Genomic DNA, 21,587 nt, shown 5'->3' on the forward strand with positions numbered 1-21,587 from the left:
ACGGGATTGTAGACGGTCGGGTGCCGCGGCCAGTGCCGTGCGTCCAGTCGTCCGCGGAAAGGACTCTTGCCGGTGACCCCACCTGTGGTTCTATCGTCGCAGCTCGCGGTGGACCCGCTCGACGCACAGTCGCTCCTGGCCGCCTTCGGCAGGCTGGGGGTGGGTGCGGGACTGACCCTGGCGGGCCACGCGCTGGGTTCCACGCTCCCTGACGTGGACCGCTGTCCGCTGCCGCTGGTCGCACTGATCGTGGTACTGGCGCTGATCCCGCTCGCCCTGGAGCTGTACCGCGGCCGGCGGCGCTCCAGGGCCGGGGAGGTCCGCGGATGATGCTCGCGTTCGGTGGGGCGTCGATCGACGGCTCCGCCTACCGGGACGTGGTGGACCTCGCGGGGCGCTCGCCGGGTTGGCTGGACACCACGATCAAGGTGTGGTCGACGTACGGTCTGGCGGCCTTCGCCCTGCTCGCGGTCCTGGCCTGGTGGCGGGCGCGGCGCAGGGGAGCCGGCCCTGCCCTGACGGCGCTGGCCGTGCCGGTGGTCGTGGTCCTCGCGTACGGCGTGAACGATGTCCTGAAGCTCCTCGTCCGCGAGGACCGGCCGTGCCGCGACCTGCCGGCACGCACCCTGGAGGCGTGTCCGGCGCACGGTGACTGGTCGTTCCCGAGCAACCACGCGGCGATCGCCACGGCGGCCGCCGTGGCACTGCTGCTCGTGTCGCGGCGGCTGGGCGCGATCGCCTGCGCGGCGGCGGTCGCGATGGCGGCCTCCCGGGTCTGGATCGGCGTCCACTACCCGCACGACGTGGCGACCGGAATGGTGGTGGGCGCATGCGTCGCGCTCGTGACCATGGCCGCAGTGCGCGGCCGGTCCGAGGTGCTGGCCCGACGGCTTGCGGCGGCCGCCCCCCTGCGCGTCCTGCTGTCGGCCTCATGAACCCAAGGGGCGTCGCCGGTGTGGGGGCGGCGACTGCCTCGGCGGGGATCACCGTGCTGGCGGTGTGCGTCACGAGACGGCCGGCGCACCGCTGTGGCTGGACGAGGGGTTTCGTACCCTCGGTCGGCCACCGCCCCGGGCGGGCCGTGGCGACCAGGGGGCGGAGGTGCGTACGCGAGCGCGGCCCTCGACGGCGCAGGTGCGCAGCCCGTCCGTCCAAGTCGCCGAGCCGTGACCGGATCCCGGCCGGACGGCACCCACCAGCCGTCTCGTGACGGTCCTGGGCCTTTCCTGTCAGCGGCATTGACGAAACCCCGCGCCCCTCCTACCTTCGACGCGTCATACTCCGTACGTCATATATGAGACGCCCTGCGCGAGATCGGCGCATGAGACCCGACGCGCGACCGCGGCGCGCCCCGACGGCGTGCGCACCGCGATCCCGCGTGGTGGTCCACGAGATCCGAGAGGTGCGCATGACCTCTGTGCCCATCCCGATCCCCTCACGCACGCAGTTCGTGCTGGAGGAGATCAGACGCCGCATCCTGACGGGCGGCTTGACGCCCGGTCAGGCGCTGGTGGAGACGGAACTCGCCGCCCAGTTCGGGGTGTCCAAGACCCCGGTGCGCGAGGCGCTCAAGACCCTGTCCGGCACCGGCCTCGTCGTGACGAACCAGTACAAGGGCGTCACGGTGCGCCTGGTGGACGCGGACATGGCGCGCGAGGTCTACGACATGCGGCTGCTGCTGGAGCCCGAGGCGCTGAAGCGCTCGGTGCGGCGCGGCGCGCCCCTCGGCGCGGCCCAGGACGCCCTGCGCCGCGCCGACGAGGCAACGGACACCGCCGAACGCTCCCTCGCCAACCGTGAGTTCCACCGCGCCCTGTACCTGCCGTGCGGCAACCCGCTGCTGGGGCGGATGCTGGACGAGGTCCGCGACCAGGCGGCCCTGGTCTCCGCCGTCGCCTGGTCCGCCGACCCCTCCTGGGAGCGGGAGGCCGCCGAGCACCGGGAGATCCTGCGGCTCGCCCTGGCCGGCGACGCCGACGGCGCGGCCCGCGCCCTGCACGCCCACATCGCGTCGTTCGTGCACCGGGCCTTCCCCGAGGTCCTCGCCGACGTCCTCCAAGAGGAAGGCCGACAATGAGCAGGGTGACGTTCGAGTCGCAGCGGGCGGCGCTGGCCGATGTGGTGGCGATCCCGGTCACCCCGTTCACCGCGGACGACGCGGTCGACACCGCTTCCCTCCGCGTCCTGCTGCGCCGCCTGATCGACGGCGGGATCACCACCCTCACGCCGTGCGGCAACACCGGCGAGTTCTACGCCCTCACCCCCGAGGAACGGCGGCTGGTCACCGAGCTGACCGTCGAGGAGGCCGACGGGCGGGCGAGCGTCCTCGTCGGCGTCGGCCACGACGTGCCCACCGCCGTCGCCTCCGCCCGGCACGCCCGCGAGCGGGGCGCCCAGATGGTCATGGTCCACCAGCCCGTCCACCCCTACGTCTCGCCGGGCGGCTGGGTCGACTACCACCGGGCCATCGCCGAAGCCGTGCCCGACCTGGGTGTCGTGCCCTACCTGCGCGACGCGCGGCTGCCCGGCGCCCGGCTCGCCGAACTCGCCGACGCCTGCCCCAATGTCATCGGCGTCAAGTACGCCGTCCCGGACGCGGCCCGGTTCGCCGCCTTCGCCCGCGACGCGGGCCTCGGCCGCTTCGTGTGGGTGGCCGGACTCGCCGAGCCGTACGCCCCCTCCTACTTCTCGGCCGGAGCCACCGGCTTCACCTCCGGCCTGGTCAACGTCGCCCCCGCCGTCTCCCGGGACATGATCGAGGCGCTGCGGGCCGGCGACCACCCGGCCGCGATGAAGGTGTGGGAGCGGATCCGCCGCTTCGAGGAGCTGCGCGCGGCGGACGGCTCCGCCGACAACGTGACCGTCGTCAAGGAGGCCCTCGCCTCGCTCGGCCTGTGCCGCCGCGACGTACGCCCGCCGGGCCGGACGCTCCACGCCGGTGCGCGCGCCGAGGTCGCCGCCATCGTCGCGGGGTGGCCCGCATGACCGCCCGCAAGCGGCCCGAGGAACTGCGCAGCCACCAGTGGTACGGCACCGAGGGCCTGCGGTCCTTCAGCCACCGCGCCCGCACCCGCCAGCTCGGCTACCTGCCCGAGGAACACCTCGGCAAGCCGGTCGTCGCGATTCTCAACACCTGGTCCGACATCAACCCCTGCCACGTCCATCTGCGCGAGCGCGCCCAGGCGGTCAAGCGCGGGGTGTGGCAGGCGGGCGGCTTCCCGCTGGAGTTCCCGGTCGCCACCCTCAGCGAGACCTTCCAGAAGCCCACCCCGATGCTCTACCGCAACCTGCTCGCCATGGAGACCGAGGAGCTGCTGCGCTCCTACCCGGTCGACGGAGCGGTGCTGATGGGCGGCTGCGACAAGTCCACACCCGCGCTGCTCATGGGCGCCGCCTCCGTCGACCTGCCCACCGTGTTCGTGCCCGCCGGGCCGATGCTCCCGGGCCACTGGCGCGGCGAGGTACTGGGATCGGGCACCGACATGTGGAAGTACTGGGACGACCGGCGGGCCGGGCTCATCGGCGACTGCGAACTGGCCGAGCTGGAGAGCGGACTGGCCCGCTCGCCCGGCCACTGCATGACCATGGGCACCGCCTCCACCCTGACCGCCGCCGCGGAGGCCCTGGGGGTGACCGTGCCCGGCGCCTCCAGCATCCCGGCCGTGGACTCCGGACACGACCGGATGGCGGCCAGGGCGGGCATGACGGCCGTCGAACTGGTGCACACGGACCGCCGGCTGAGCCGGATCCTCACCCGTGAGGCGTTCGAGGACGCCGTCACCACCGTCCTCGGCCTGGGCGGCTCCACCAACGCCGTCATCCACCTGATCGCCATGGCCGGACGCGCCGGAGTGAAGCTCACCCTGGACGACTTCGACCGCATCGCCCGCACCGTCCCGGTCCTCGCCGACGTCCGCCCCGGCGGGCAGCGGTACCTGATGGAGGACTTCCACTTCGCCGGCGGCCTGCCCGGCTTCCTCTCCCGCATCCCCGACCTGCTCCACCTGGACCGCCCCACCGTCGCCCACGACACCCTGCGCGAACAGCTCACCGGGGCCCGCGTCCACGACGACGACGTGATCCGCCCCCGCGACAACCCGGTGGCGAACGAGGGCGGGGTGGCCGTGCTGCGCGGCAACCTCTGCCCGGACGGCGCCGTCATCAAGCACATCGCCGCCGCCCCGCACCTGCTGGAACACACCGGCCCCGCGGTCGTCTTCGACGACTACCGGACGATGCAGCGCACCATCGACGACCCGGCGCTGGACATCACTCCCGACAGCGTGCTGGTGCTGCGGGGCGCCGGCCCGAAGGGCGGCCCGGGCATGCCCGAGTACGGCATGCTGCCCATCCCGCGCCGCCTGCTCGAACAGGGCGTGCGCGACATGGTGCGCATCTCCGACGCCCGCATGAGCGGCACCAGTTACGGCGCCTGCGTGCTGCACGTGGCCCCCGAGTCGTACGTCGGCGGACCGCTCGCGCTGGTGCGCACCGGCGACCCGATCACCCTCGACGTCCCGGCCCGCACGCTGCGACTCGGCGTCGGCGACGAGGAGCTGGCGCGGCGCAGGGCCGAGTGGACGCCGCCGCCGGTGCGTCATGAGCGCGGCTACGGCGCGTTGTACGCCCAGCACATCACCCAGGCCGACACCGGCTGCGACTTCGAGTTCCTGGCCCGGCCCGGCCACGTGCCGGACCCGTACGCCGGCTGACCACCCGTCGCGCCGGATCGCTCGCGTCCCTCCCACCCACGTGGACCGACATGCCAGCAGGTGGGGAGCAAGGGCTTTCTGCACTCGCTCTCCCCGCCCCACTGCGAACGGACAACCGTCGTGGTCCGAGCCGCAGCCGTGGCGGAACCGCCCGCGCCGCCCAGGCGAAGCCGTCAGGCAGCTGCGGCGCGGCCGCCCGACCGGCATCGCCCTCAGCGCCTCGTCTCGTACCTGGTGAGGGCCACGCCGCCGGGAAACGTACGCGTCTCCACCAGGTCCAGGTTCACCCGACTGTCCAGCACGGTGAAGAACGGCGTGCCGCCGCCCACCAGGACCGGATGGGTCGCGATCACGTACTCGTCGACCAGCCCGGCGCGCATGGCCGCCCCGGCGAGCGTCGCGCCGCCGATGTTCATCGGGCCGCCGTCCTCGGCCTTCAGGCGGGTGATCTCGGCGATCGCGTCGCCGGTGACCAGGCGGGTGTTCCAGTCGACCTCGTCGATCGTCGACGAGAACACCACCTTCGGCGTGTCCCGCCAGTTCCGCGCGAACTCGATCTCCGCCGGGGTGGCGCCCGGCTGCTGGTCGCCGGTCGGCCAGTAGGAGCTCATCGTCTCCCACAGCTTGCGCCCGTACAGCGTCAGGCCACTGGCCTGCTCGTGGTCGAGCCACCACTGGAACAGCTCCCGGCTCGGTGGTCCGCTCCAGCCGATGTCGTCGCCCGCCGCGGCGATGTAGCCGTCCAGGGTCAGATTCATGCCGTAGATCAGTCTCCGCATGGCCCGGCCTTCCGTCCGTGGGTGTCCGGCGTAGGGAAGTGCTCATCGTCGCGGGCGTGCCGCTCGGCGTCCACCGTCGACGCGTCCTCGTCGCGGCGGTGCTCGGCGCGGACCTCGCGATGCTGCTCCGCCGTCTCGGCCTCGCGGTGTACCGCGAGGTGTACCTCGGCGCCCTGCCGGACACCGTCTCCCGACCGGCTGCCGGGGCGGTCTTCGAACGAGCTGGCCCGGTTCCCGCGCACGGCCGTCCGCGACGTCGTGGCGCTCGCCGTGGCGACCGCCCTGGCCGCATGGCCGCCGGGCTGACCGGCAGCGGCCGACGGGCGGCGTTCGCACGGGAGGCCTGGCGATCACCCCCGAAGGGGCCTCCGGGACGTTGTTGTGGTGAGCCAGCGGGGATCAGACACAGCAGTGGGGCGATCGAGAACAGCAGCCGCCAGCAGACGACCGTGACCGTCCACCTCGTGCAGGCGGGGAGCCCTCCGCGCAGGATCACGTCGACGGCCACCGGCACGCCGGGGCGAGCGGGGATCCGGACCCGGCCGGCCGTGGTCACGATCGGGCCAGTGTGACTCGCCCGCACCGGGCCGGACCCGTTGACTGGCCCTCGACGGCTTGTAGGGCAGGAGACACGACGACGAGGGGCAGGCACGGCGTGGAGGGGAGACTGAGGCGTCCGCGGCACACCGTCCGGCAGCGCTTCCCCGTCATGACGGACCTGGCTGACCGGGTGCTGGCCGCGAACGTCCTGGACGCCGGCACCCGACTGGCCGCCCAGGCGTTCCTGGTGTCGGTCCCCCTCCTGTTCGCCGTCGCCGCCTTCGCCCCGCAGAGCGTGCGGGAGGAGTTCCTGAGGTCGTTGAGCGCCATGTTCGGCCTCACCGGAACATCGCAGACGGAACTGCAGCAGGTTCTGAGCGACCCGGCCGGCAAGAGCCTGCACCAGACCACCGGTGTCCTCGGCCTGCTGCTGACCCTGCTCTCCGCGACCAGTTTCAGCCGCGCCATGGCCCGGGTCTGCGAGCGCGCGTGGCGACTGCCCAGAGCCGGCGCCCGGGTCGCGGCATGGCGCTGGGTGGTCTGGCTGCTGCTCCTGGTCGCTGTGACGCTCCTGCAGGCACCGGTCCGGGACGGATTCGGCGTCGGCCTCTGGCTGGGGACGCCTCTGCTCTTCCTCGTCGCGACGGGGCTGTGGCTGCTGACCCAGCACCTCCTGCTGGCCGGCCGGGTGCCCTGGCGGCGGCTCCTGCCCGGCGCACTGCTCACCGCGGCGGCCACGACCGCGCTGAACGTGACAGCCCGGCTCTACATACCCGGTGCGCTCGACCGCGCACTGGCCGAATACGGCTCGCTCGGCATGGTGCTGACCGTGCTTTCCTGGCTGATCGTGGTGTGTGTCGCGATCTCCCTCACGGTGACCGTCGGCGCGGTGCTGGTCACGAGCCCGCCCTTGCACCGGCTCTGGCGGAAAGGCTGACGCCGTCGGGCGTGCACCGCGCGGGGTGGCACGCGTGCCCGAGCGGCCTCTGCGCTCGCGGAGGCAGGCGACCCGGTCCGGAGCGGAACCCACCGCGGACGCGACGCCGTCGAGCAGCCCCGTGCCGGTGGAGGGCGTTCCACCCGTCTGCGCGGGCCGGCGTGCCGGCGGGCGGTTCGTCCCGCAAGCTGGCATCGGCGCACCGCGTCCCGCCGCACACGGTCACGGTGGGATCCACGCGATGACCGGACGGATGCGACGGTCCGCCATGCTGGTCCGTGCCGAGCGGTCGGAGTGGGAACGATGGGTGAGCACCACCGTCCGGGCCGGGAAGAGGGGCGCACTCGTTCCGGCATCAATCCTGCTCTGCGCGCCCTCGCGACCGCGTCGGCGGGAGGAACGCTCGTCATCTGGTGGCCCGCGTTCACCTTGGGCGCGTACGGCGCCATCTTCTTCGACGACGTCCTGGCGCTGTGGGCCGTGGCCACAGCGGTGCTCCTCTCCGGCGCGTTCCTGCGCAACAGAAGCGCGCTGCCCTGGGGTGGCTGGATCGCACTCGCGCTTCCCTCGCTCTGGATCGTCCTGGCGATCCTGGTGCCCCGACGCGACGGCTGGGCACTGCTGCACTACTTCGAGATGGTGCTCACCCTGGTGGGCGCTCCGGTGCTGACCTGGCTGCTGTCGAAGCTGCTGCTGACCGACTACGCCAAGCTTCCCCGGCTGCGACGGTTCACGGCGGTCGGCGTCACCGTCGCCGTGGGTGCGCTCGCCTTTCTGCTCGGCAAGTTCAACCACCTGTTCCTGACCTGCGCGGACTTCGACGTCAGCGGCAACAACGTCCCCTCCGGCTGTGCCCCAGGACCACCGTTCCACCTTCCCTGACGCGTCCGGCGGCCGTTGGCGTACGGCTGGTGTCAGTCCAGCACCCGGCGCCAGACGCGGGTGCGGTGCAGTACGTACAGGGAGCCCAGCAGGACGACGACCTGAAGCCCGATCGCGAGGAGCCAGAATTCGTCCTTGGTCTCCAACTCGTCACTCAGGAAGGTGAAGTTCATACCGAAGAAGCCGGTGAGGAACGACAGCGGCAGGAAGATCACCGACACGATCGCCAGCCGGTTGATCACTCCGTTCTGCTCGCCCGCGACGAGGGAGGAGTAGCTGGCGAAGGCCCGGCGGGTGGCGTCCTGGAAGGACTCGATGTCGGCGAGCACCAGCCGCCCGGCGGTCTGGAACTCCCGGGCGTACCGTTGTCGTTCCTCGGGGAAGGACGGGTTCATCATCCGCCGGGTGAGGACGGCGTCGGTCACCTGGAGGTAGGGCAGCAGGGCGTGGTGCAGCTGGGCTGAGCCCCTGCGCAGCTGCGCCAGCAGGTGGATCTGCCGCGGATTGCGGCCTTCGAACATGTCGTCCTCGAGGTCCTCCGTCCGCAGCAGGCCGTGCACGGCGGCGTGACGGAAGGTGCCCAAGGCTTCCTGGAGCAGGAGGAAGAGCACGTTCACGGCGTCGGACGGCCGTTCGTTCCGCAGCGCCGTGACGACCTTCTGCGCGAGACCCGCCTGACCGTGGTGCGCGGTGACCAGGAACCGTTCGGTCACCACCGCGTGCACGTGGGCGATCTCGTCGCCGTGTACCACCGGGACCACGAAACCGGCCCAGTCCCCGTGGAAGTCGGCCCGCGCGGGCTCGTCCTCGTCGCCGAACCAGTGCAGTTCCTCAGCGGCGAGTCCCAGCTGCCCGGCCAGCGGTGCGCCCTGCTCCGGTGCGTGCCGGGACAGCTCGACGTCGACGAACAGGAGGCGGTCCACGCCCATCCGCTCCCGGGCCCCCGCGACGTCCGTGTGGACGACGGTTGCCTCCGGCATCGACACCACCGTTACGATCATCACCCTCGCCGTCCGTCCCGCAGCCCATGGCTCAGAGCATCGCCGCACGGCGGTGCTCACGCATGCCTGGCCACTCGCGTGCACCGCCGGATGACCGCCGAACGGATGACGGGGAGCTCCGGCGGCCTGTCGGTCGCCGGAGCACGTGCGGGGACCAAGGCCCCGGAACCGGGAACGAGTGCCGTAGGCCGTCAGCACTCCGCCCCCATGACCGCGGTCGCTTTGTCAGGTACGCGTCCAGCGCTGGTTGCTGCCGTTGGAGCAGGAGTACAGCTGGAGCTGGGTGCCGTTGGCGGTGCCGTTCCCGACGGCGTCGAGGCAGAGGCCGGACTGGACGCCGACGATGGACCCGTCGGAGTTGAGGCGCCACTTCTGGTTGTCGCCGCCCCAGCAGCTGTAGATCTGGACCTTGGCACCGTTGCCGGTGCCGGCCGCGTCGAGGCACTTGTCGCCGTAGACCCTCAGCTCGCCGGCGTCGGTCTGCTCCCACTGCTGGTTGGTGCCGCCGTGGCAGTCCCACAGCTGGACCTGAGTGCCGTCCGAGGTGCTGGAGTTGGGAACGTCGAGGCAGCGGCCCGAACCGACGCCCTTGATCGTCCCCCCGTCCCCGGTGGGCGGCGGTGTGGTGGTGGAGCCGCCGTTGAGGGCGTTGAGGACGGCGGTGTAGGCCGACTTCTTGTTGCCGTTGTTGTCGAACAGCAGCGGCGACTGGTCCGAACGCCAGGAGTCGCTGTCACGCACACCCCAGACGGTGATGCCGAGGCAGCGCGCGACGGCCAGGCAGTCGTTCACCACGCTCGCATAGGTGGAGGCCGGGGCGCCCTGGATGTCGAGTTCGGTGATGGCCACGTCGACGCCGAGGGCGGCGAAGTTCTGCAGCGTGGTGCGGAAGTTGCTGTCGTAGGGGCTGCCACTGTTGAAGTGGGACTGGAAGCCGACGCAGTCGATCGGCACGCCGCGCGACTTGAAGTCCCGGACCATGTTGTACACGCCCTGGGTCTTGGCCCAGTTCCAGTTCTCGATGTTGTAGTCGTTGTAGCAGAGCTTGGCGGACGGGTCGGCGGCGCGCGCGGTGCGGAAGGCGACCTCGATCCAGTCGTTGCCGGTGCGCTGCAGGTTGGAGTCGCGGCGGCCTCCCGAACTGCCGTCGGCGAAGGCCTCGTTCACGACGTCCCACTGCGCGATTTTGCCCTTGTAGTGGGCCATCACGCCGTTGATGTGGTCGATCATCGCCTGACGCAGCGAACTGCCGCTCAGGCTCTGCATCCAGCCGGGCTGCTGGGAGTGCCAGGCCAGGGTGTGGCCCCGCACCTGCTTGCCGTTCTGCACGGCCCAGTTGTAGACGCGGTCCGCGGCGCTGAAGTTGAACTGGCCCCGCTGCGGTTCGGTGGCGTCGATCTTCATCTCGTTCTCGGCCGTCACCATGGTGAACTCACGGGACGCGATCGAGGTGTACGTCGAGTCGCCGAGCCTCCCCGAGGCGATGGCGGTGCCGAAGTAGCGGCCGCTCTGCTTCGCCGCGGCGCCGAGCGTGGCCTCGGCGGCGTGGGCGTTCGGCGGCGCGGCCAGCGCGGCCACGACACCGAGGACGCCGACGACCAGCGCCCACAGCAGCCCGCGGATCTTGCGGCGGACACCGGGTCCCGGAAGGGCGTACAAGCCCATGTCTGTTCCTCTCGAGTAGGGATCACGGAAGGACTGAAGCGCAAGGGTTCGCGTGGTTCGCTCCCACGCGGCAGACGGACGGACGGGACGGAACGGAGCCCGGGCAGCGCTGACGCATCGGGCACCGCGGTCATGGGGCGGGGCGAACTCCGAGGCAGGCACGAGGCCTTTCGCCGCCGCTCGTCCGGGGCACCACCGCGCGGTGTCGCGCTCTCCATCGCGTGAAGAGCCAGGAACGCGCTGGTGCCGGCCTGTCGGAGCGAACGGGAGTGCAGGAGCTCTGGAGTGCGGATTCAGTTGTGTGTGCGGTACCGACCAGCAGAGGTCGTTCTGATCGGGAGGAGCAGGCCGACGTCGGCCCCAGACACGCATGATTGAGGTGTTGATGACACATCGTCAACAGGTCGGTTCCAGAAAGTTTCTATTTTTTTTCGAAACTTTCGATCCTCTGCGTGGGCTCGATTGGCTGCGAGGAAAGCCGTCGACGTCGTTGCGGCTGGATAACCATGGAGACGGAGAACGCCTCGTCCCGGCCATTCACGTCCGTGGCCGTGACGATGTGCGTACCGGGCTGCGAAAGTTTTCGGAGCGTGCGGCGGTACGGGAGGGGGGTGTCGACGCCGTCATCCGGCTCCCTGCCGTGTCGGCCGGCAGCGCGGGCACTCCGCCCACGGCCGGAGGCGGCAGGTCGGGGTCGCCCGGGTCGGGCAGTGCGTCCAGGAACGCCGTCAGGCGTGCGACCGACGTGCACAACGACTGGGCGAAGCCGGGCGTGACGATCCGCCACGCGAAGAACAGGACCCGCTCGTGGACGGCCACCGGCGCCGCCGCGGTCGGCACCGAGGCGGGCGCCGTCTTCGCCGAGGCGCCGGCGTCGTTCAGCGTCTCCGTCGGCGAGACCTCGTCGACATCGGACACCTGGACGCACGCGGCCACGGTCAGGAAGAAACAGGGCGAGAGCCGGGGCCGCCTCATGATGTACCACGGCACCAAGGGCAGGCGCGCCGCTCGACGCGCCCCTCTGCGGCTCAGTCCTCCTGGTTGGCCGCCCGCACGATCGTCCCCTGCGCCACGGCGACCAGGTGCTCCTCGCCCTGCTCCGAGACGACGTGGACCGAGCACTGGCACACGGCCTGCCGCCGGGTCGTGGCGATCGCCTCGGCGCGGGCGACGACGAGATCGCCTACGGCCGGCCGAACGTAGTTGATCTTGTACTCGGCGGTGAGCGCGTCACCGCCGAGCGCGAGCCCTCCGGCGAAGGTGAGCGCGTTGTCGGCCAGGTAGCTGAGGACTCCGCCGTGCACGAAGCCGTGCTGCTGCTGGATCTCGGGCCGGTTGACGACGCGGATCTCGGCCGAGCCCGGTCCTACGGAGGTGAGTTCGGCGCCCAGGAACATGCTGAACGGCTGGGCCTGGAAAATGCTGTGCGCGAAACGTGTGAGGTCCGTGGTCAAGGTGCCGTCCTGTCGTTCGGGGAAGGGCGGAGCGGTCGCGTCCGGGTAAGTGAGCCGCTGTCGAGGGTCTGCCGCGACCTTGCGACGGTACGGGGCGTGGCATCGGCCTACGGTAGCGGTGGCGATCTGCCGGCGGCCGAGGGCCCCGTGAGCGCGTGGCGTCGCCCGTAGGTCCTCGCGTTCCCGCCGCTCCGTTCCGGCGCCCGGCGCCGGGCGCCCGTCGGCCGCGTGCGCCACCCTTACGGGTTTCTTGACGAACCACAGGACTGGAAGGCCGACCGAGGGCAATGCGCCAAGGGTGACCCGCATTGCACTCGTCGTCCTGACCCTGACACTCGGCCTCCTCGCAGCCGTCGCCGCGGTGCCGGCATCGCCATGGTGGTGCTTCGGCGCCGTGCCCCTCCTCGCGCTGGGCCTGCTGGGCGCCTGGGACCTCCTCCAGCGCCGGCACTCGGTGTTGCGCAACTATCCCGTGCTGGGCCACGCCCGCTTCCTCCTGGAGCGGATCCGCCCCGAGCTCCAGCAGTACTTCATCGAGCGGAACTTCGACGGCCGCCCCTTCGACAGGGACGTCCGCACCATCGTCTACGAGCGGGCCAAGGGCACGGACGCCGAACAGCCGTACGGCACCGAACGCGACGTCTACCTGGCCGGATACGAGTACCTGGTGCCCTCCATGGCCCCGCGCCAGGCGCCGGGCACGCCGCCTCGGGTCCGGATCGGCGGCCCCGACTGCCGCCACCCCTACGACATGGCGCTGCTGAACGTGTCGGCGATGAGCTTCGGCTCGCTGTCGGCCAACGCGATCCTCGCCCTCAACGGCGGCGCGGCGGCGGGCGGCTTCGCCCACGACACCGGCGAAGGCGGCCTGTCGGAGTACCACCTGCGGCCGGGCGGGGACCTGGTCTGGGAGATCGGAACCGGCTACTTCGGCTGCCGCACCCGGGACGGGGACTTCGACCCCGCCGAGTTCGCCGACAAGGCCGCGCACGGCAACGTCAAGTGCGTCTCCCTGAAGCTGTCGCAGGGCGCCAAGCCCGGCATCGGCGGCGTCCTGCCGGGAAGCAAGGTCAACGCGGAGATAGCGAAGGTGCGCGACGTGCCCCAGGGGCAGACGGTGATCTCACCGCCGTACCACAGGCTGTTCTCCACCCCGCGCGAACTCGTCCGCGCCGTCGCCCGGCTCCGGGAGCTGTCCGGGGGCAAGCCGACCGGGTTCAAGCTGTGCGTGGGCTCGCGGCAGCAGTTCCTCGCCGTGTGCAAGGCCATGCTGGAGGAGGGCACCGCGCCCGACTTCATCATCGTGGACGGCGGAGAGGGCGGCACCGGGGCCGCGCCCATGGAGTTCGCCGACCACGTGGGCGCCCCGCTGACCGAGGGCCTGCTCACCGTGCACAACGCCCTGGTCGGCGCGGGACTGCGCGACCGCGTCCGGATCGGGGCGAGCGGCAAGATCGCCACCGGCACCGACCTGGTCAAACGCCTCGTCCAAGGCGCCGACTACGGCAACGCCGCGCGGGCGATGATGTTCGCCGTCGGCTGCATCCAGGCCCAGCGGTGCCACACCAACACCTGCCCCAGCGGCGTGGCCACCCAGGACCCCCGGCGCGCCCGCGCGCTCGACGTGCGGGACAAGGCCCCGCGCGTGCGGCGCTTCCAGGAGGCGACCGTGGCCAGCGCCCTGGAGATCATGGCGTCCATGGGCGTCACCGACCCCGCCGACCTGCGCCCGCACATGCTCCGCCGGCGTATCGACCCCCGCACCGAACGCTCCTACGAGGAACTGTACGAGTGGCTGGAGCCCGGGCAGTTGCTCGCCGAGCCGCCCGAGGCCTGGGCGGCCGACTGGAAGACCGCCGACCCCGACCGTTTCACCGTCTGAACCGTCTGACCTGGAGGACCGAAGTGACCCGTACTGTCGCCCGTGTCATCGTGGACGCCCTGAGCGAACTCGGCGTGCGCCAGGTGTTCGGCGTCGTGGGAGACGCGCTGAACCCCTTGACGGACGCCTTGCGCACCACGGACGGCGTGGAGTGGGTGGGATGCCGGCACGAGGAGGCGGCGGCGTTCGCCGCGAGCGCCCAGTCGCAGCTCAGTGGCACCCTGGGCGTGTGCATGGGCACAGTCGGACCGGGCTCCGTGCATCTGCTCAACGGCCTGTACGACGCGGCCAAGAGCCACGCGCCGGTGCTGGCCATCGCCGGTCAGGTGCCGCTCGGTGAACTGGGCAGCGACTACTTCCAGGAGGTCGACAACGACGCCCTCTTCAGCGACGTGGCCGTCTTCCGCGCGACCGTCACCTCGCCCGACCAGCTGCCGCAGCTGCTGGAGCTGGCCGTGCGCAACGCGTTCGGCCGCAAGGGCGTGGCCGTCCTGACGGTGCCGGGCGACCTCGGCGACCGCGAGCTGGCCACGGACCGCCCGGCCCGCTTCTCGCTGAACCCGCCGGTGACCCGGCCGGAGGAGTCCGCCGTGCGTGAGGCGGCCGAACTCCTCGACCGCGCCGAGCGGGTCACGCTGCTCGTCGGGCGGGGCGCCCGCCACGCCCGCGAGGACGTCCTCGCCCTGGCCGACCGGCTGGCCGCGCCCATGGTCCTCACCCTCAAGGCCAAGGAGGGCTTCGAGGGCGACGCCAACCCCTTCCAGGTCGGCCAGACCGGACTGATCGGCAACCCGGCCGCCGCCTCGGCCCTCGAGGCCGCGGACACCCTGCTGCTCCTGGGCACCGACTTTCCGTACCGGGACTGGTATCCCGAAGGGAAGACCGTCGTGCAGGTCGACACGGAGGCGACGCACATCGGGCGGCGGGTACCGGTCGAGGCCGGCCTCGTCGGCGACACGGGCGCGACCGTCCGCGATCTGCTCCACCACCTCGCCGCCCCCGCGGCCGGGACGGACGGCGCGCGGGACCGCTCACACCTGGAGAAGGCGAGGAAGCGTTTCGAGGAGTGGCGCACCGGGCAGGCGCGGCTCGCCGACCCGTCGCACGACAAGGGGCTGCTCGGTCGGCTGCGGTCCACGTTCGACAACCGTTCCGATGACATCCGCCCCGAGGCGTTGGCGGCCGTGGTGGACCGGCTCGCCGCGGACGACGCGGTCTTCACCTCCGACACCGGCATGGCGACGGTGTGGCTGTCGCGGTTCGTCGAGATGCGCGGCGAGCGGCGGCTGATCGGCTCCTACAACCTCGGCTCGATGGCCAACGCGATGCCGCAGGCGCTGGGCGCGCAGTGCCTGGACCGGGAGCGGCAGGTCGTGGCCTTCTGCGGGGACGGCGGGCTGAGCATGCTGCTCGGCGACCTGATGACGCTGAAGACGCACCGGCTCCCCGTCAAGCTCGTCGTCTTCGACAACCGCCGCCTGGGCATGGTCAAACTGGAGCAGGAGCAGGCCGGGCTGCCGGAGTTCGGCACGGTGCTGGACAACCCGGACTTCGCCGCCGTCGCCGAGGCCATGGGCATCCCCGGCATCCGCGTCACCGAGCCGGCCGAACTGGAGAAGGCCGTGCGCCGCGCCTTCGACACGCCGGGGCCGGTGCTGCTCGACGTGCTCACCAACCCGGACGAGGTCGCGGTCCCGGCCAAGCCGACCGTCGAGCAGGGCTGGGGTTTCGCGGTGGCCAAGGTCAAGGAGATCGTCCGCAGCCACGGGGACGACGGCCCCGCCTGACGCGTGGGACGGGGGCGTGGGGCGGCCCCGCCGGCCGGTTCGGCGGCGGGCGGGGCCGGACGTCCGGTCGTGCGGCCCGGTTCAGGACGGGGAGCGCCGTGGGGCGGGGCGGCGCGGAAACCGTCCGGGTCGGGGACGACCCGGTGGATGCCGGCACTCCGGACGACCCGCGGTCCAGCACCGGTGGTCGATGCCCGCCGCGCTGCCGTTGCCCGGCGACCTGCTGCCCTGCCCCTGACGTGGACCTCGCCAAGCAGCCCGACCGGCCCGGGGCGTCGCCCCCCAGTACGTGGAGGGCCTGGGACGCCCCTGCTGCGGGGGCGACGTCGGCGGACCGCACTGCACGGCGGATCTGCCGGGACAACCACTGGTGGAGCGTGCTCGGCGGGAAGCGCGGCAAGGGCCAGAAGGCCGGTCCGCCCGTGCGAGCGCCCGGATACCGCCATGCCCGCCCGGCCCGGCCCCCTCAGCAGCCGCCGCTGCCGCTCGGGCAGATGCGGGGACGACATCCCGAACCCCACAGCAAGTCGGCCACGGACCTCGTCGGAGACGCTGTTATCACACCAACGAGCCGCATCGCGGGAAGCGGCACCTTGGTTCTCTGCGAGCCCTCAGTGGTTCTGCTGGGCCTGGAAGACCATGAGTGCCAGCTGGACCCGGTTGTCCAGGCCGGTCTTGGTGAGCGCGCGGGAGATGTGCGTCTTGACGGTGCCTTCGCTCATGAAGAGTGCCTTCGCGATGGTCGCGTTGGAAGCGCCTTCGGCGACCGCCTCGGCGACGGCGCGTTCCCGGTCGGTGAGCGCCTCCAATGTCTGCTGGGCTCTGGCGCCGGCGGAGTCGTTGGCTGTGCGGGTGTGGCGTGCCACGAGTTGGCGGGTGATCGTCGCCGAGAACGCGGATTCCCCCGATGCGGCAAGGTGGATCGCGTGGCAGAGCTCTTGCGGCGCGACATCTTTGAGCAGGTATCCGCTCGCACCGGCCTGCAGTGCGTCGAGGACGTGGGTGTCCAGGTGGAAGGTCGTCAGCATCAACACCGCGACCGACGGTACCGCCGCACGGACACGGCGGGTGGCCTCGACGCCGTTCATCTCCGGCATCTGCAGGTCCATCAGCACGACATCGGGACGGTGCCGCGTTGCCTCGATGACGGCCTCGGCTCCGCCGGACGCCTCGGCGACGATGGTGAGGGTGGGGTCCACCGACAGGACCATCGACAGCCCGGCGCGGACCATCGCGTCGTCGTCGACGACGAGCACCGACGTGGATGCGCCGGGGGTGCTGCCGGAACGTGGAGAGCTGGTCATCGCAGGGGCACTCGCGCGGTCAGTCGGAACTCGTGGGTGTTCTCACCGCGGTCGACGACCTCGTGTTCGACGACGCCTCCCACGGTGGCGATCCGTTCGACGAGACCCCTCAGCCCGGCGCCGGTTCCGGGCAACGCCGACTCGGTCTCTTCGATCGGGTTGGTGATGGTGATGAGGGCATCACTGCCCTCGCGGCGAACATTCACCGTCACCAGTGCGCCAGGGGCGTGCTTGCGCGCGTTGGTCAGCCCTTCTTGCACGACGCGGTAGATGTGCTCGGCGTTCGGGGGTTCCTGCACCGCGGCTGTGCTGCCGGTGTTGCCGCTGTTGTCGGGCAGATCAAGGTGCGCGACGATCAACTGACCCGCTTGTCTGGCTTCGTCGACCAATCCCGCGACGGTGTGCTCGTGCTCGGAGTTTCGCGGGGTCACGACGGTGCCGTCGCGCAGCATGCCGATCACAGTGCGCAGCTCGTCGAGTGCGCTGATCGCGGTCGTGCGAATCGTCGCGGCTGTCGTGCCGACATTCTTGGCGTTGTCCCCGGCGACCGCGAGCCCGCCGGCGTAGAGCGCGATCAGCGAGATGTAGTGCGCGACCGAGTCGTGCATGTCCCGGGCGATTCTGGCGCGCTCGGCCATCTGGATCTGTTCCGCACGCTGCTCTCGCTCGCGCTCGATACGGGCTGCTCTGTCCCGGTAGACCGCGACCAGATCCTGCTGCTTCTGCTGCAGCGCGCCCCAGGCCACGACGGCGAGTGCGATCGCGGTGTTGACCACCACGGTGAGACTCAGCGCGGAGTTGGCCGGATACAGCAGCCAGAAGACCAGGGCGCCCGCGATGTCGGCCAGCGCCACCACGAACGCCTGTTCGGTGCCCCGGCTGCGCGCCACGGCGAACAGAGCCACGTAGTTGGCTACACCGGCGGTGGCGCAGAACGCCCCGGCGACCGCCAGCACGAGACCGACCACGACCGGAGCACGGTAACGGACCAGCAGCACGACACTCGCGACGGCGCCCACGGAGATGTCGAGGACGCGCCACCCTCCTCCCGGGCGCTGCTCGAGGACCAGGAACAGCATGGCGAGCCCACCGGCGAACGAGGAGAGAACGAGCAACGCCGACCGACCGCGCTCGATCCACGGCCCGCGGCGCACCGGTATCCCGTCGTTGCGACCGCCTGCGACGGCGAGGGGAGGAGACGTCACCTATCCACCCTAGACTGCTCGCCTCGACGAAGCAGTCAACGAAAGTCGTAGAAACCGTCGGCCGTTCGTGGACTCGATCGGTCCCGATCGGCAGACGCCCGGCGCATCGGCCGGCCGACATCGTTGAGGGCATGAACACCACACGTCCTCGCCGATACCTGATGACGCTGCTCGGACTCGATCCGACCGGTCAGCGCTCCACGACCCGGATCCGCTTCGCCGTCACCACGGTGGCCGCCTTCGCGACCGCCGTCCAGATCATCGCCTGGCTGCTGATGGGCGTCTTCCGCACTCATCTCGACGGTCCGTGGTGGCTGTGGACGCCCGGCAGCGCCCTCCTCGTCAACGCTGCACTCCTGTCCGTGGACGGCGTCCGCGACCAGTGGAAGCGCGCCGGTTCGTCGCACAGCCTCCAGACCGGAAACCTCCGCACTGACGACGTCACCCGGGAGTCCCTGTGACCACGCCCTCGCCCACGCGGAACCAGTCCGCCTCGTCTCGTCACGAAGCCGACGTACCGGACCTGCCCACCACCACGTTCGCCGGCCGGGCGGGGATGGCGGTGGGTGCCCTCTCGGTGCCGATGGTGGCCTTGTACTTCGTCTACTCGGGACCACCCCCGGAGTGGAACGTCCTGACGCGCAGCCTGCTGACGCTGGTGATCATGGCGGTGCTGACGGCGTTCGGGGTTGCGCTGGCACGCCTGCTTCCCCGGGACGACACGGGCCGGCGCGCCATCGTCGGTCAGCTCGCCATCGTGTCGCTGCTCACCTACGTCGCGGTGATCCTCTTCGCCACCTCGCTCGAGGCCGGTACTCCCTTGGCCTTCCCGGACCGGGGGATGGACCCGACCACGGACGGCCCTCTGGCGGCCGCCATGGCCTTGGCTCACGGTCCGGTCGCACACCTGTGGATCGCGATGTTCCTCCTCGGGTTCGCCCGTGCCGCGCGGCAGTCCAGGACAGTCGCGTCACCGGCGGTGCCGCGGTGGGCCCTGCGCGGTGCCGTCGTCGTCGGAGTCATCAACCTGCTGGCCATCCCGTCGCTCTACTTCGGCATGGACGCCACCCACTTCTACGCCGTCAACGGGTGGGGTGCGGACGCCCTCGTCGGTCTGATCACTCTGGTCTGGATCGGCTTCATCGGTCTGGGCGTCCACCGGGCTCGCAAGAACCGGGCACGAATGCTGACTTGACGGGTCGGCCTCATCTCCGCGGCGGCCGGGCACCCCCCTTCCGGGGCCCGGCCGCCGCCAGTTGCGTGCCGTGCCCTACCAGCGCACGCCCGGGCGCGCTGGGCCATGTGCGGGAAGACCGCACCGAACGCCTTCGGCATCACCTTCGACGGCCACCTGTCAGCAGCCCGCCGGTAGCCCTGACCACCCCGGTTTCACCGCCCGTCTGACAGACCCGAGCAGCCGGCCGGACGAGCGCCGCGGGCCCTCGCCGCGACGCTCGTCGGGAGGGGACGCCGTCGGCGGGGTCCCGGCACGCGGGCGGCGCCCGTCCCGCTGCGCCGGGCTACGAGCTCGCTGTCGATGCGCCGGAGCGTGGCATTGACGACATCGACGGCGGCGGGGTCGTCTGGACCGGATCGCGGGTCCGGACGGCCGCGACCAGCGAGGTGCGTGCGAGAGTGGGGCGATGAAGACCATCGGGTTGATCGGCGGCATGAGCTGGGAGTCCACGGCCGAGTACTACCGGCTGCTCAACGAGCGGGTCCGGGAGCGCTTGGGCGGCCTCCACTCCGCCAAGTGCGTGCTTTATTCGGTCGACTTCGCCGAGATCGAGCGGCTGCAGGTGGCCGGGCTCTGGGACGAGGCCGGCGAAGTGCTCGCCGACGCCGCCCGTTCCCTGCAGGCGGCTGGTGCGGGCCTGCTGCTGATCTGCACCAACACGATGCACAAGGTCGCCGACCAGGTGGTGGCGGCGGTGGACATTCCGCTGCTGCATCTGGCCGACGCGACAGCATCCGCGGTGCGGACCGCAGGTCTGCGCCGAGTGGGGCTCTTGGGCACCGCGTTCACCATGGAGCAGGACTTCTACCGCGACCGCTTGGCCGGGCACGGCCTGGAGGTCCTGGTGCCGGACGCGGACGACCGGGCCGTCGTCCACAGAGTGATCTACGATGAACTCTGCCTCGGCATCGTCCGGGAGGAGTCCCGAGCGGCCTACGGCGAGGTGATCGGCCGGCTCGTGGCTTCTGGTGCGGAGGGCGTCATCCTCGGCTGCACCGAGATCGAGCTCCTCATCAGCCCGGAGCACAGTCCGGTTCCTGTCTTCGCCACCACCCGCCTGCACGCCGAGGCCGCCGTTGACGCGGCATGCGCGTCCGGACGGTAACCCAGGCCGCATTTCAGCCATGTCCGGTCGCCCCGGTGTGTCCGAAGGCTGCCCCGCCCGACCCGTCGGACGACGCCGAGCGGATGCCGATCACGACCGGACGCCTCCGCGGCCGCGTCTTCACCGCCAGGGCCGAAGCGTCGTCGCCGCGGTCTCCTCCGGGATCTCCGCACCGCTCGCCCACACTGTGCCGGGATCCTGGCACACCGCGCTGGCCTGAAGGGTCGTCTTCACCGTCGCGGCGTTCCTGGCCTGGCTGCCCCGTATGCGGGGGGGGGGACAGGCCACAGGCGTCCACCGGCGGGACGCACAGCCCGGTCCCCCGGCGGTCGCGGCTCGCCTGGCAGGTCACCTTCTTCATGGGCCTGCAGTCCCTGGCCTTCTACACCGCCGTCGCGTGGCTGCCCAGCATCCTGATCGACCGCGGCACGAGCAGCACCACGGCCGGCTGGATGCTGTTCTACTACCAGGTGGTGTCCCTGGCGTCCAGCAGCCTCCTGCCCCTGCTCACCCGGGGCCGGCACGACCAGCGGTGGACGGCGGCCGGGGCCTCGGTCCTCGTGGCGGGCGGGTACACCGTCCTGGTCGCCGCGCCCGGGCTGCCCGTCGTGGCGTGCACTCTGCTCGGCCTCGGCGGCGGCGCGAGCCTCGTCCTGGCGCTGACCTTCCAGAGCCAGCGGGCCGGCAGCCCCGGCGAAGCCGCGGCGCTGGCGGGCATGGCACAGTCCATCGGCTACCTCGTGGCGGCGGCCGGACCTCTCCTCCTCGGCATCCTGCACGACGTCACGCACAGCTGGACACTGCCGCTCGCCGCCCTGGCCGTCCTCGGCGTCGCCACAGCGGCCGCCGGGCACGGTGCGGGACAGGACCGCCACGTCGGCCGGCCCGTCAACTGACACCGACGCCCTGCCCCAAGCCCGGCTGGGTGAATTCCCAGACCCTCACACGGGGGGCGCCTGACGCGGATGCCGTTGTGCGGGCGGTCGATGGTCACTCGCCCGGTCAGGGCCCGCAGTGCCTGGTCGGGCGTGGCTTCCGTGACGGAGGCTCCGCTGCCGGCAGCCGGGTTCGGCTCGCTGAAGCCACGACGCGATGCG

General features: G+C 71.5%; 20 protein-coding genes. 13 read left to right on the top strand and 7 right to left on the bottom strand.

Annotation, left to right across the window (positions count from 1 at the left end):
* Positions 1-84: 84 nt before the first annotated feature.
* The 5 genes from AB0N63_RS16065 (at position 85) to araD (ending at position 4,712) form a co-directional block, all read left to right on the top strand.
* Entirely contained in the window at positions 85-330 is a 246-nt protein-coding gene (locus AB0N63_RS16065; RefSeq protein WP_365529435.1) for a hypothetical protein, read from the top strand.
* Complete coding sequence (locus tag AB0N63_RS16070; RefSeq protein ID WP_365529437.1) at positions 327-935, top strand: phosphatase PAP2 family protein; 609 nt, start codon at positions 327-329, stop codon at positions 933-935. The genes AB0N63_RS16065 and AB0N63_RS16070 overlap by 4 nt, the downstream gene beginning before the upstream one ends.
* Before the next feature lie 473 nt (positions 936-1,408).
* Positions 1,409-2,077, top strand: a complete 669-nt coding sequence (locus AB0N63_RS16075) for a GntR family transcriptional regulator (RefSeq protein ID WP_365529439.1) — start codon at positions 1,409-1,411, stop codon at positions 2,075-2,077.
* Positions 2,074-2,985 (top strand): dihydrodipicolinate synthase family protein, encoded by a 912-nt coding sequence (locus tag AB0N63_RS16080; protein WP_365529441.1) that lies wholly within the window; start codon positions 2,074-2,076, stop codon positions 2,983-2,985. Before AB0N63_RS16075 ends, AB0N63_RS16080 begins: the two co-directional genes overlap by 4 nt.
* Positions 2,982-4,712 carry an L-arabinonate dehydratase gene (gene araD, locus AB0N63_RS16085; RefSeq protein WP_365529443.1) on the top strand — a complete coding sequence of 577 codons (1,731 nt, stop codon included), beginning with the start codon at positions 2,982-2,984 and terminating at the stop codon, positions 4,710-4,712. The genes AB0N63_RS16080 and araD overlap by 4 nt, the downstream gene beginning before the upstream one ends.
* 212 nt (positions 4,713-4,924) lie before the next feature.
* Here the strand turns inward: araD and AB0N63_RS16090 are convergent, their stop codons facing one another.
* Positions 4,925-5,491 carry a dihydrofolate reductase family protein gene (locus AB0N63_RS16090; RefSeq protein ID WP_365529445.1) on the bottom strand — a complete coding sequence of 189 codons (567 nt, stop codon included), beginning with the start codon at positions 5,489-5,491 and terminating at the stop codon, positions 4,925-4,927.
* A gap of 709 nt (positions 5,492-6,200) precedes the next feature.
* On the opposite strand from AB0N63_RS16090, the gene AB0N63_RS16095 reads away from it, so the two are divergent.
* Positions 6,201-6,968, top strand: coding sequence for a YhjD/YihY/BrkB family envelope integrity protein (locus AB0N63_RS16095; protein ID WP_365529447.1), 768 nt, complete (start codon positions 6,201-6,203; stop codon positions 6,966-6,968).
* A 303-nt stretch (positions 6,969-7,271) separates the two neighbouring features.
* On the top strand, positions 7,272-7,850 hold the full coding sequence (locus AB0N63_RS16100) for a hypothetical protein (protein WP_365529449.1): 579 nt from the start codon (positions 7,272-7,274) through the stop codon (positions 7,848-7,850).
* A gap of 32 nt (positions 7,851-7,882) precedes the next feature.
* On the opposite strand, the gene AB0N63_RS16105 is transcribed toward AB0N63_RS16100, so the two are convergent.
* The 4 genes from AB0N63_RS16105 to AB0N63_RS16120 form a co-directional block, all read right to left on the bottom strand.
* Complete coding sequence (locus AB0N63_RS16105; protein WP_365529451.1) at positions 7,883-8,830, bottom strand: CorA family divalent cation transporter; 948 nt, start codon at positions 8,828-8,830, stop codon at positions 7,883-7,885.
* A gap of 246 nt (positions 8,831-9,076) precedes the next feature.
* Positions 9,077-10,516 (bottom strand): endo-1,4-beta-xylanase, encoded by a 1,440-nt coding sequence (locus AB0N63_RS16110; protein WP_365529453.1) that lies wholly within the window; start codon positions 10,514-10,516, stop codon positions 9,077-9,079.
* A gap of 537 nt (positions 10,517-11,053) precedes the next feature.
* The gene (locus tag AB0N63_RS16115; RefSeq protein ID WP_365529455.1) at positions 11,054-11,491 is read right to left on the bottom strand and encodes a hypothetical protein; all 438 of its coding nucleotides are present in this window, start codon (positions 11,489-11,491) and stop codon (positions 11,054-11,056) included.
* Positions 11,492-11,544: 53 nt separating this feature from the next.
* Positions 11,545-11,970 carry a PaaI family thioesterase gene (locus tag AB0N63_RS16120; RefSeq protein WP_365529457.1) on the bottom strand — a complete coding sequence of 142 codons (426 nt, stop codon included), beginning with the start codon at positions 11,968-11,970 and terminating at the stop codon, positions 11,545-11,547.
* Positions 11,971-12,268: 298 nt separating this feature from the next.
* On the opposite strand from AB0N63_RS16120, the gene AB0N63_RS16125 reads away from it, so the two are divergent.
* Both AB0N63_RS16125 and AB0N63_RS16130 read left to right on the top strand, forming a co-directional pair.
* Positions 12,269-13,852, top strand: coding sequence for an FMN-binding glutamate synthase family protein (locus tag AB0N63_RS16125; protein WP_365529459.1), 1,584 nt, complete (start codon positions 12,269-12,271; stop codon positions 13,850-13,852).
* Between the two features lie 23 nt (positions 13,853-13,875).
* Positions 13,876-15,639, top strand: a complete 1,764-nt coding sequence (locus tag AB0N63_RS16130; RefSeq protein ID WP_365529461.1) for a thiamine pyrophosphate-dependent enzyme — start codon at positions 13,876-13,878, stop codon at positions 15,637-15,639.
* Positions 15,640-16,250: 611 nt separating this feature from the next.
* Here the strand turns inward: AB0N63_RS16130 and AB0N63_RS16135 are convergent.
* Both AB0N63_RS16135 and AB0N63_RS16140 read right to left on the bottom strand, forming a co-directional pair.
* A complete protein-coding gene (locus tag AB0N63_RS16135; protein WP_365529463.1) occupies positions 16,251-16,943 on the bottom strand; it encodes a response regulator transcription factor in 693 nt (230 codons plus the stop codon).
* Positions 16,940-18,148 (bottom strand): histidine kinase, encoded by a 1,209-nt coding sequence (locus tag AB0N63_RS16140; RefSeq protein WP_365529464.1) that lies wholly within the window; start codon positions 18,146-18,148, stop codon positions 16,940-16,942. Before AB0N63_RS16140 ends, AB0N63_RS16135 begins: the two co-directional genes overlap by 4 nt.
* Before the next feature lie 131 nt (positions 18,149-18,279).
* Here AB0N63_RS16140 and AB0N63_RS16145 point away from each other — a divergent pair, with 131 nt between their 5' ends.
* From AB0N63_RS16145 to AB0N63_RS16160, 4 genes are all read left to right on the top strand, one after another.
* Positions 18,280-18,609 carry a hypothetical protein gene (locus AB0N63_RS16145; protein WP_365529466.1) on the top strand — a complete coding sequence of 110 codons (330 nt, stop codon included), beginning with the start codon at positions 18,280-18,282 and terminating at the stop codon, positions 18,607-18,609.
* The gene (locus tag AB0N63_RS16150; RefSeq protein WP_365529468.1) at positions 18,606-19,343 is read left to right on the top strand and encodes a hypothetical protein; all 738 of its coding nucleotides are present in this window, start codon (positions 18,606-18,608) and stop codon (positions 19,341-19,343) included. Before AB0N63_RS16145 ends, AB0N63_RS16150 begins: the two co-directional genes overlap by 4 nt.
* A gap of 448 nt (positions 19,344-19,791) precedes the next feature.
* A complete protein-coding gene (locus AB0N63_RS16155; protein WP_365529470.1) occupies positions 19,792-20,490 on the top strand; it encodes an aspartate/glutamate racemase family protein in 699 nt (232 codons plus the stop codon).
* A gap of 359 nt (positions 20,491-20,849) precedes the next feature.
* Positions 20,850-21,386 (top strand): hypothetical protein, encoded by a 537-nt coding sequence (locus AB0N63_RS16160; RefSeq protein ID WP_365529472.1) that lies wholly within the window; start codon positions 20,850-20,852, stop codon positions 21,384-21,386.
* Positions 21,387-21,587: the final 201 nt, after the last annotated feature.

The sequence above is a fragment of the Streptomyces sp. NPDC093260 genome, assembly GCF_040683715.1.
GTDB classification, from domain to species: domain Bacteria; phylum Actinomycetota; class Actinomycetes; order Streptomycetales; family Streptomycetaceae; genus Streptomyces; species Streptomyces sennicomposti.

What these genes read in the sequence shown, in the direction of transcription:
- AB0N63_RS16115 (WP_365529455.1), bottom strand. Translation starts at nt 11,491, where the DNA reads ATGAGGCGGCCCCGGCTCTCGCCCTGTTTCTTCCTGACCGTGGCCGCG.
- AB0N63_RS16135 (WP_365529463.1), bottom strand. Translation starts at nt 16,943, where the DNA reads ATGACCAGCTCTCCACGTTCCGGCAGCACCCCCGGCGCATCCACGTCG.
- AB0N63_RS16075 (WP_365529439.1), top strand. Translation starts at nt 1,409, where the DNA reads ATGACCTCTGTGCCCATCCCGATCCCCTCACGCACGCAGTTCGTGCTG.
- AB0N63_RS16105 (WP_365529451.1), bottom strand. Translation starts at nt 8,830, where the DNA reads ATGCCGGAGGCAACCGTCGTCCACACGGACGTCGCGGGGGCCCGGGAG.
- AB0N63_RS16160 (WP_365529472.1), top strand. Translation starts at nt 20,850, where the DNA reads ATGGGCCTGCAGTCCCTGGCCTTCTACACCGCCGTCGCGTGGCTGCCC.
- AB0N63_RS16095 (WP_365529447.1), top strand. Translation starts at nt 6,201, where the DNA reads ATGACGGACCTGGCTGACCGGGTGCTGGCCGCGAACGTCCTGGACGCC.
- AB0N63_RS16155 (WP_365529470.1), top strand. Translation starts at nt 19,792, where the DNA reads ATGAAGACCATCGGGTTGATCGGCGGCATGAGCTGGGAGTCCACGGCC.
- AB0N63_RS16070 (WP_365529437.1), top strand. Translation starts at nt 327, where the DNA reads ATGATGCTCGCGTTCGGTGGGGCGTCGATCGACGGCTCCGCCTACCGG.
- AB0N63_RS16145 (WP_365529466.1), top strand. Translation starts at nt 18,280, where the DNA reads ATGAACACCACACGTCCTCGCCGATACCTGATGACGCTGCTCGGACTC.
- AB0N63_RS16110 (WP_365529453.1), bottom strand. Translation starts at nt 10,516, where the DNA reads ATGGGCTTGTACGCCCTTCCGGGACCCGGTGTCCGCCGCAAGATCCGC.
- AB0N63_RS16100 (WP_365529449.1), top strand. Translation starts at nt 7,272, where the DNA reads ATGGGTGAGCACCACCGTCCGGGCCGGGAAGAGGGGCGCACTCGTTCC.
- AB0N63_RS16090 (WP_365529445.1), bottom strand. Translation starts at nt 5,491, where the DNA reads ATGCGGAGACTGATCTACGGCATGAATCTGACCCTGGACGGCTACATC.
- araD (WP_365529443.1), top strand. Translation starts at nt 2,982, where the DNA reads ATGACCGCCCGCAAGCGGCCCGAGGAACTGCGCAGCCACCAGTGGTAC.
- AB0N63_RS16080 (WP_365529441.1), top strand. Translation starts at nt 2,074, where the DNA reads ATGAGCAGGGTGACGTTCGAGTCGCAGCGGGCGGCGCTGGCCGATGTG.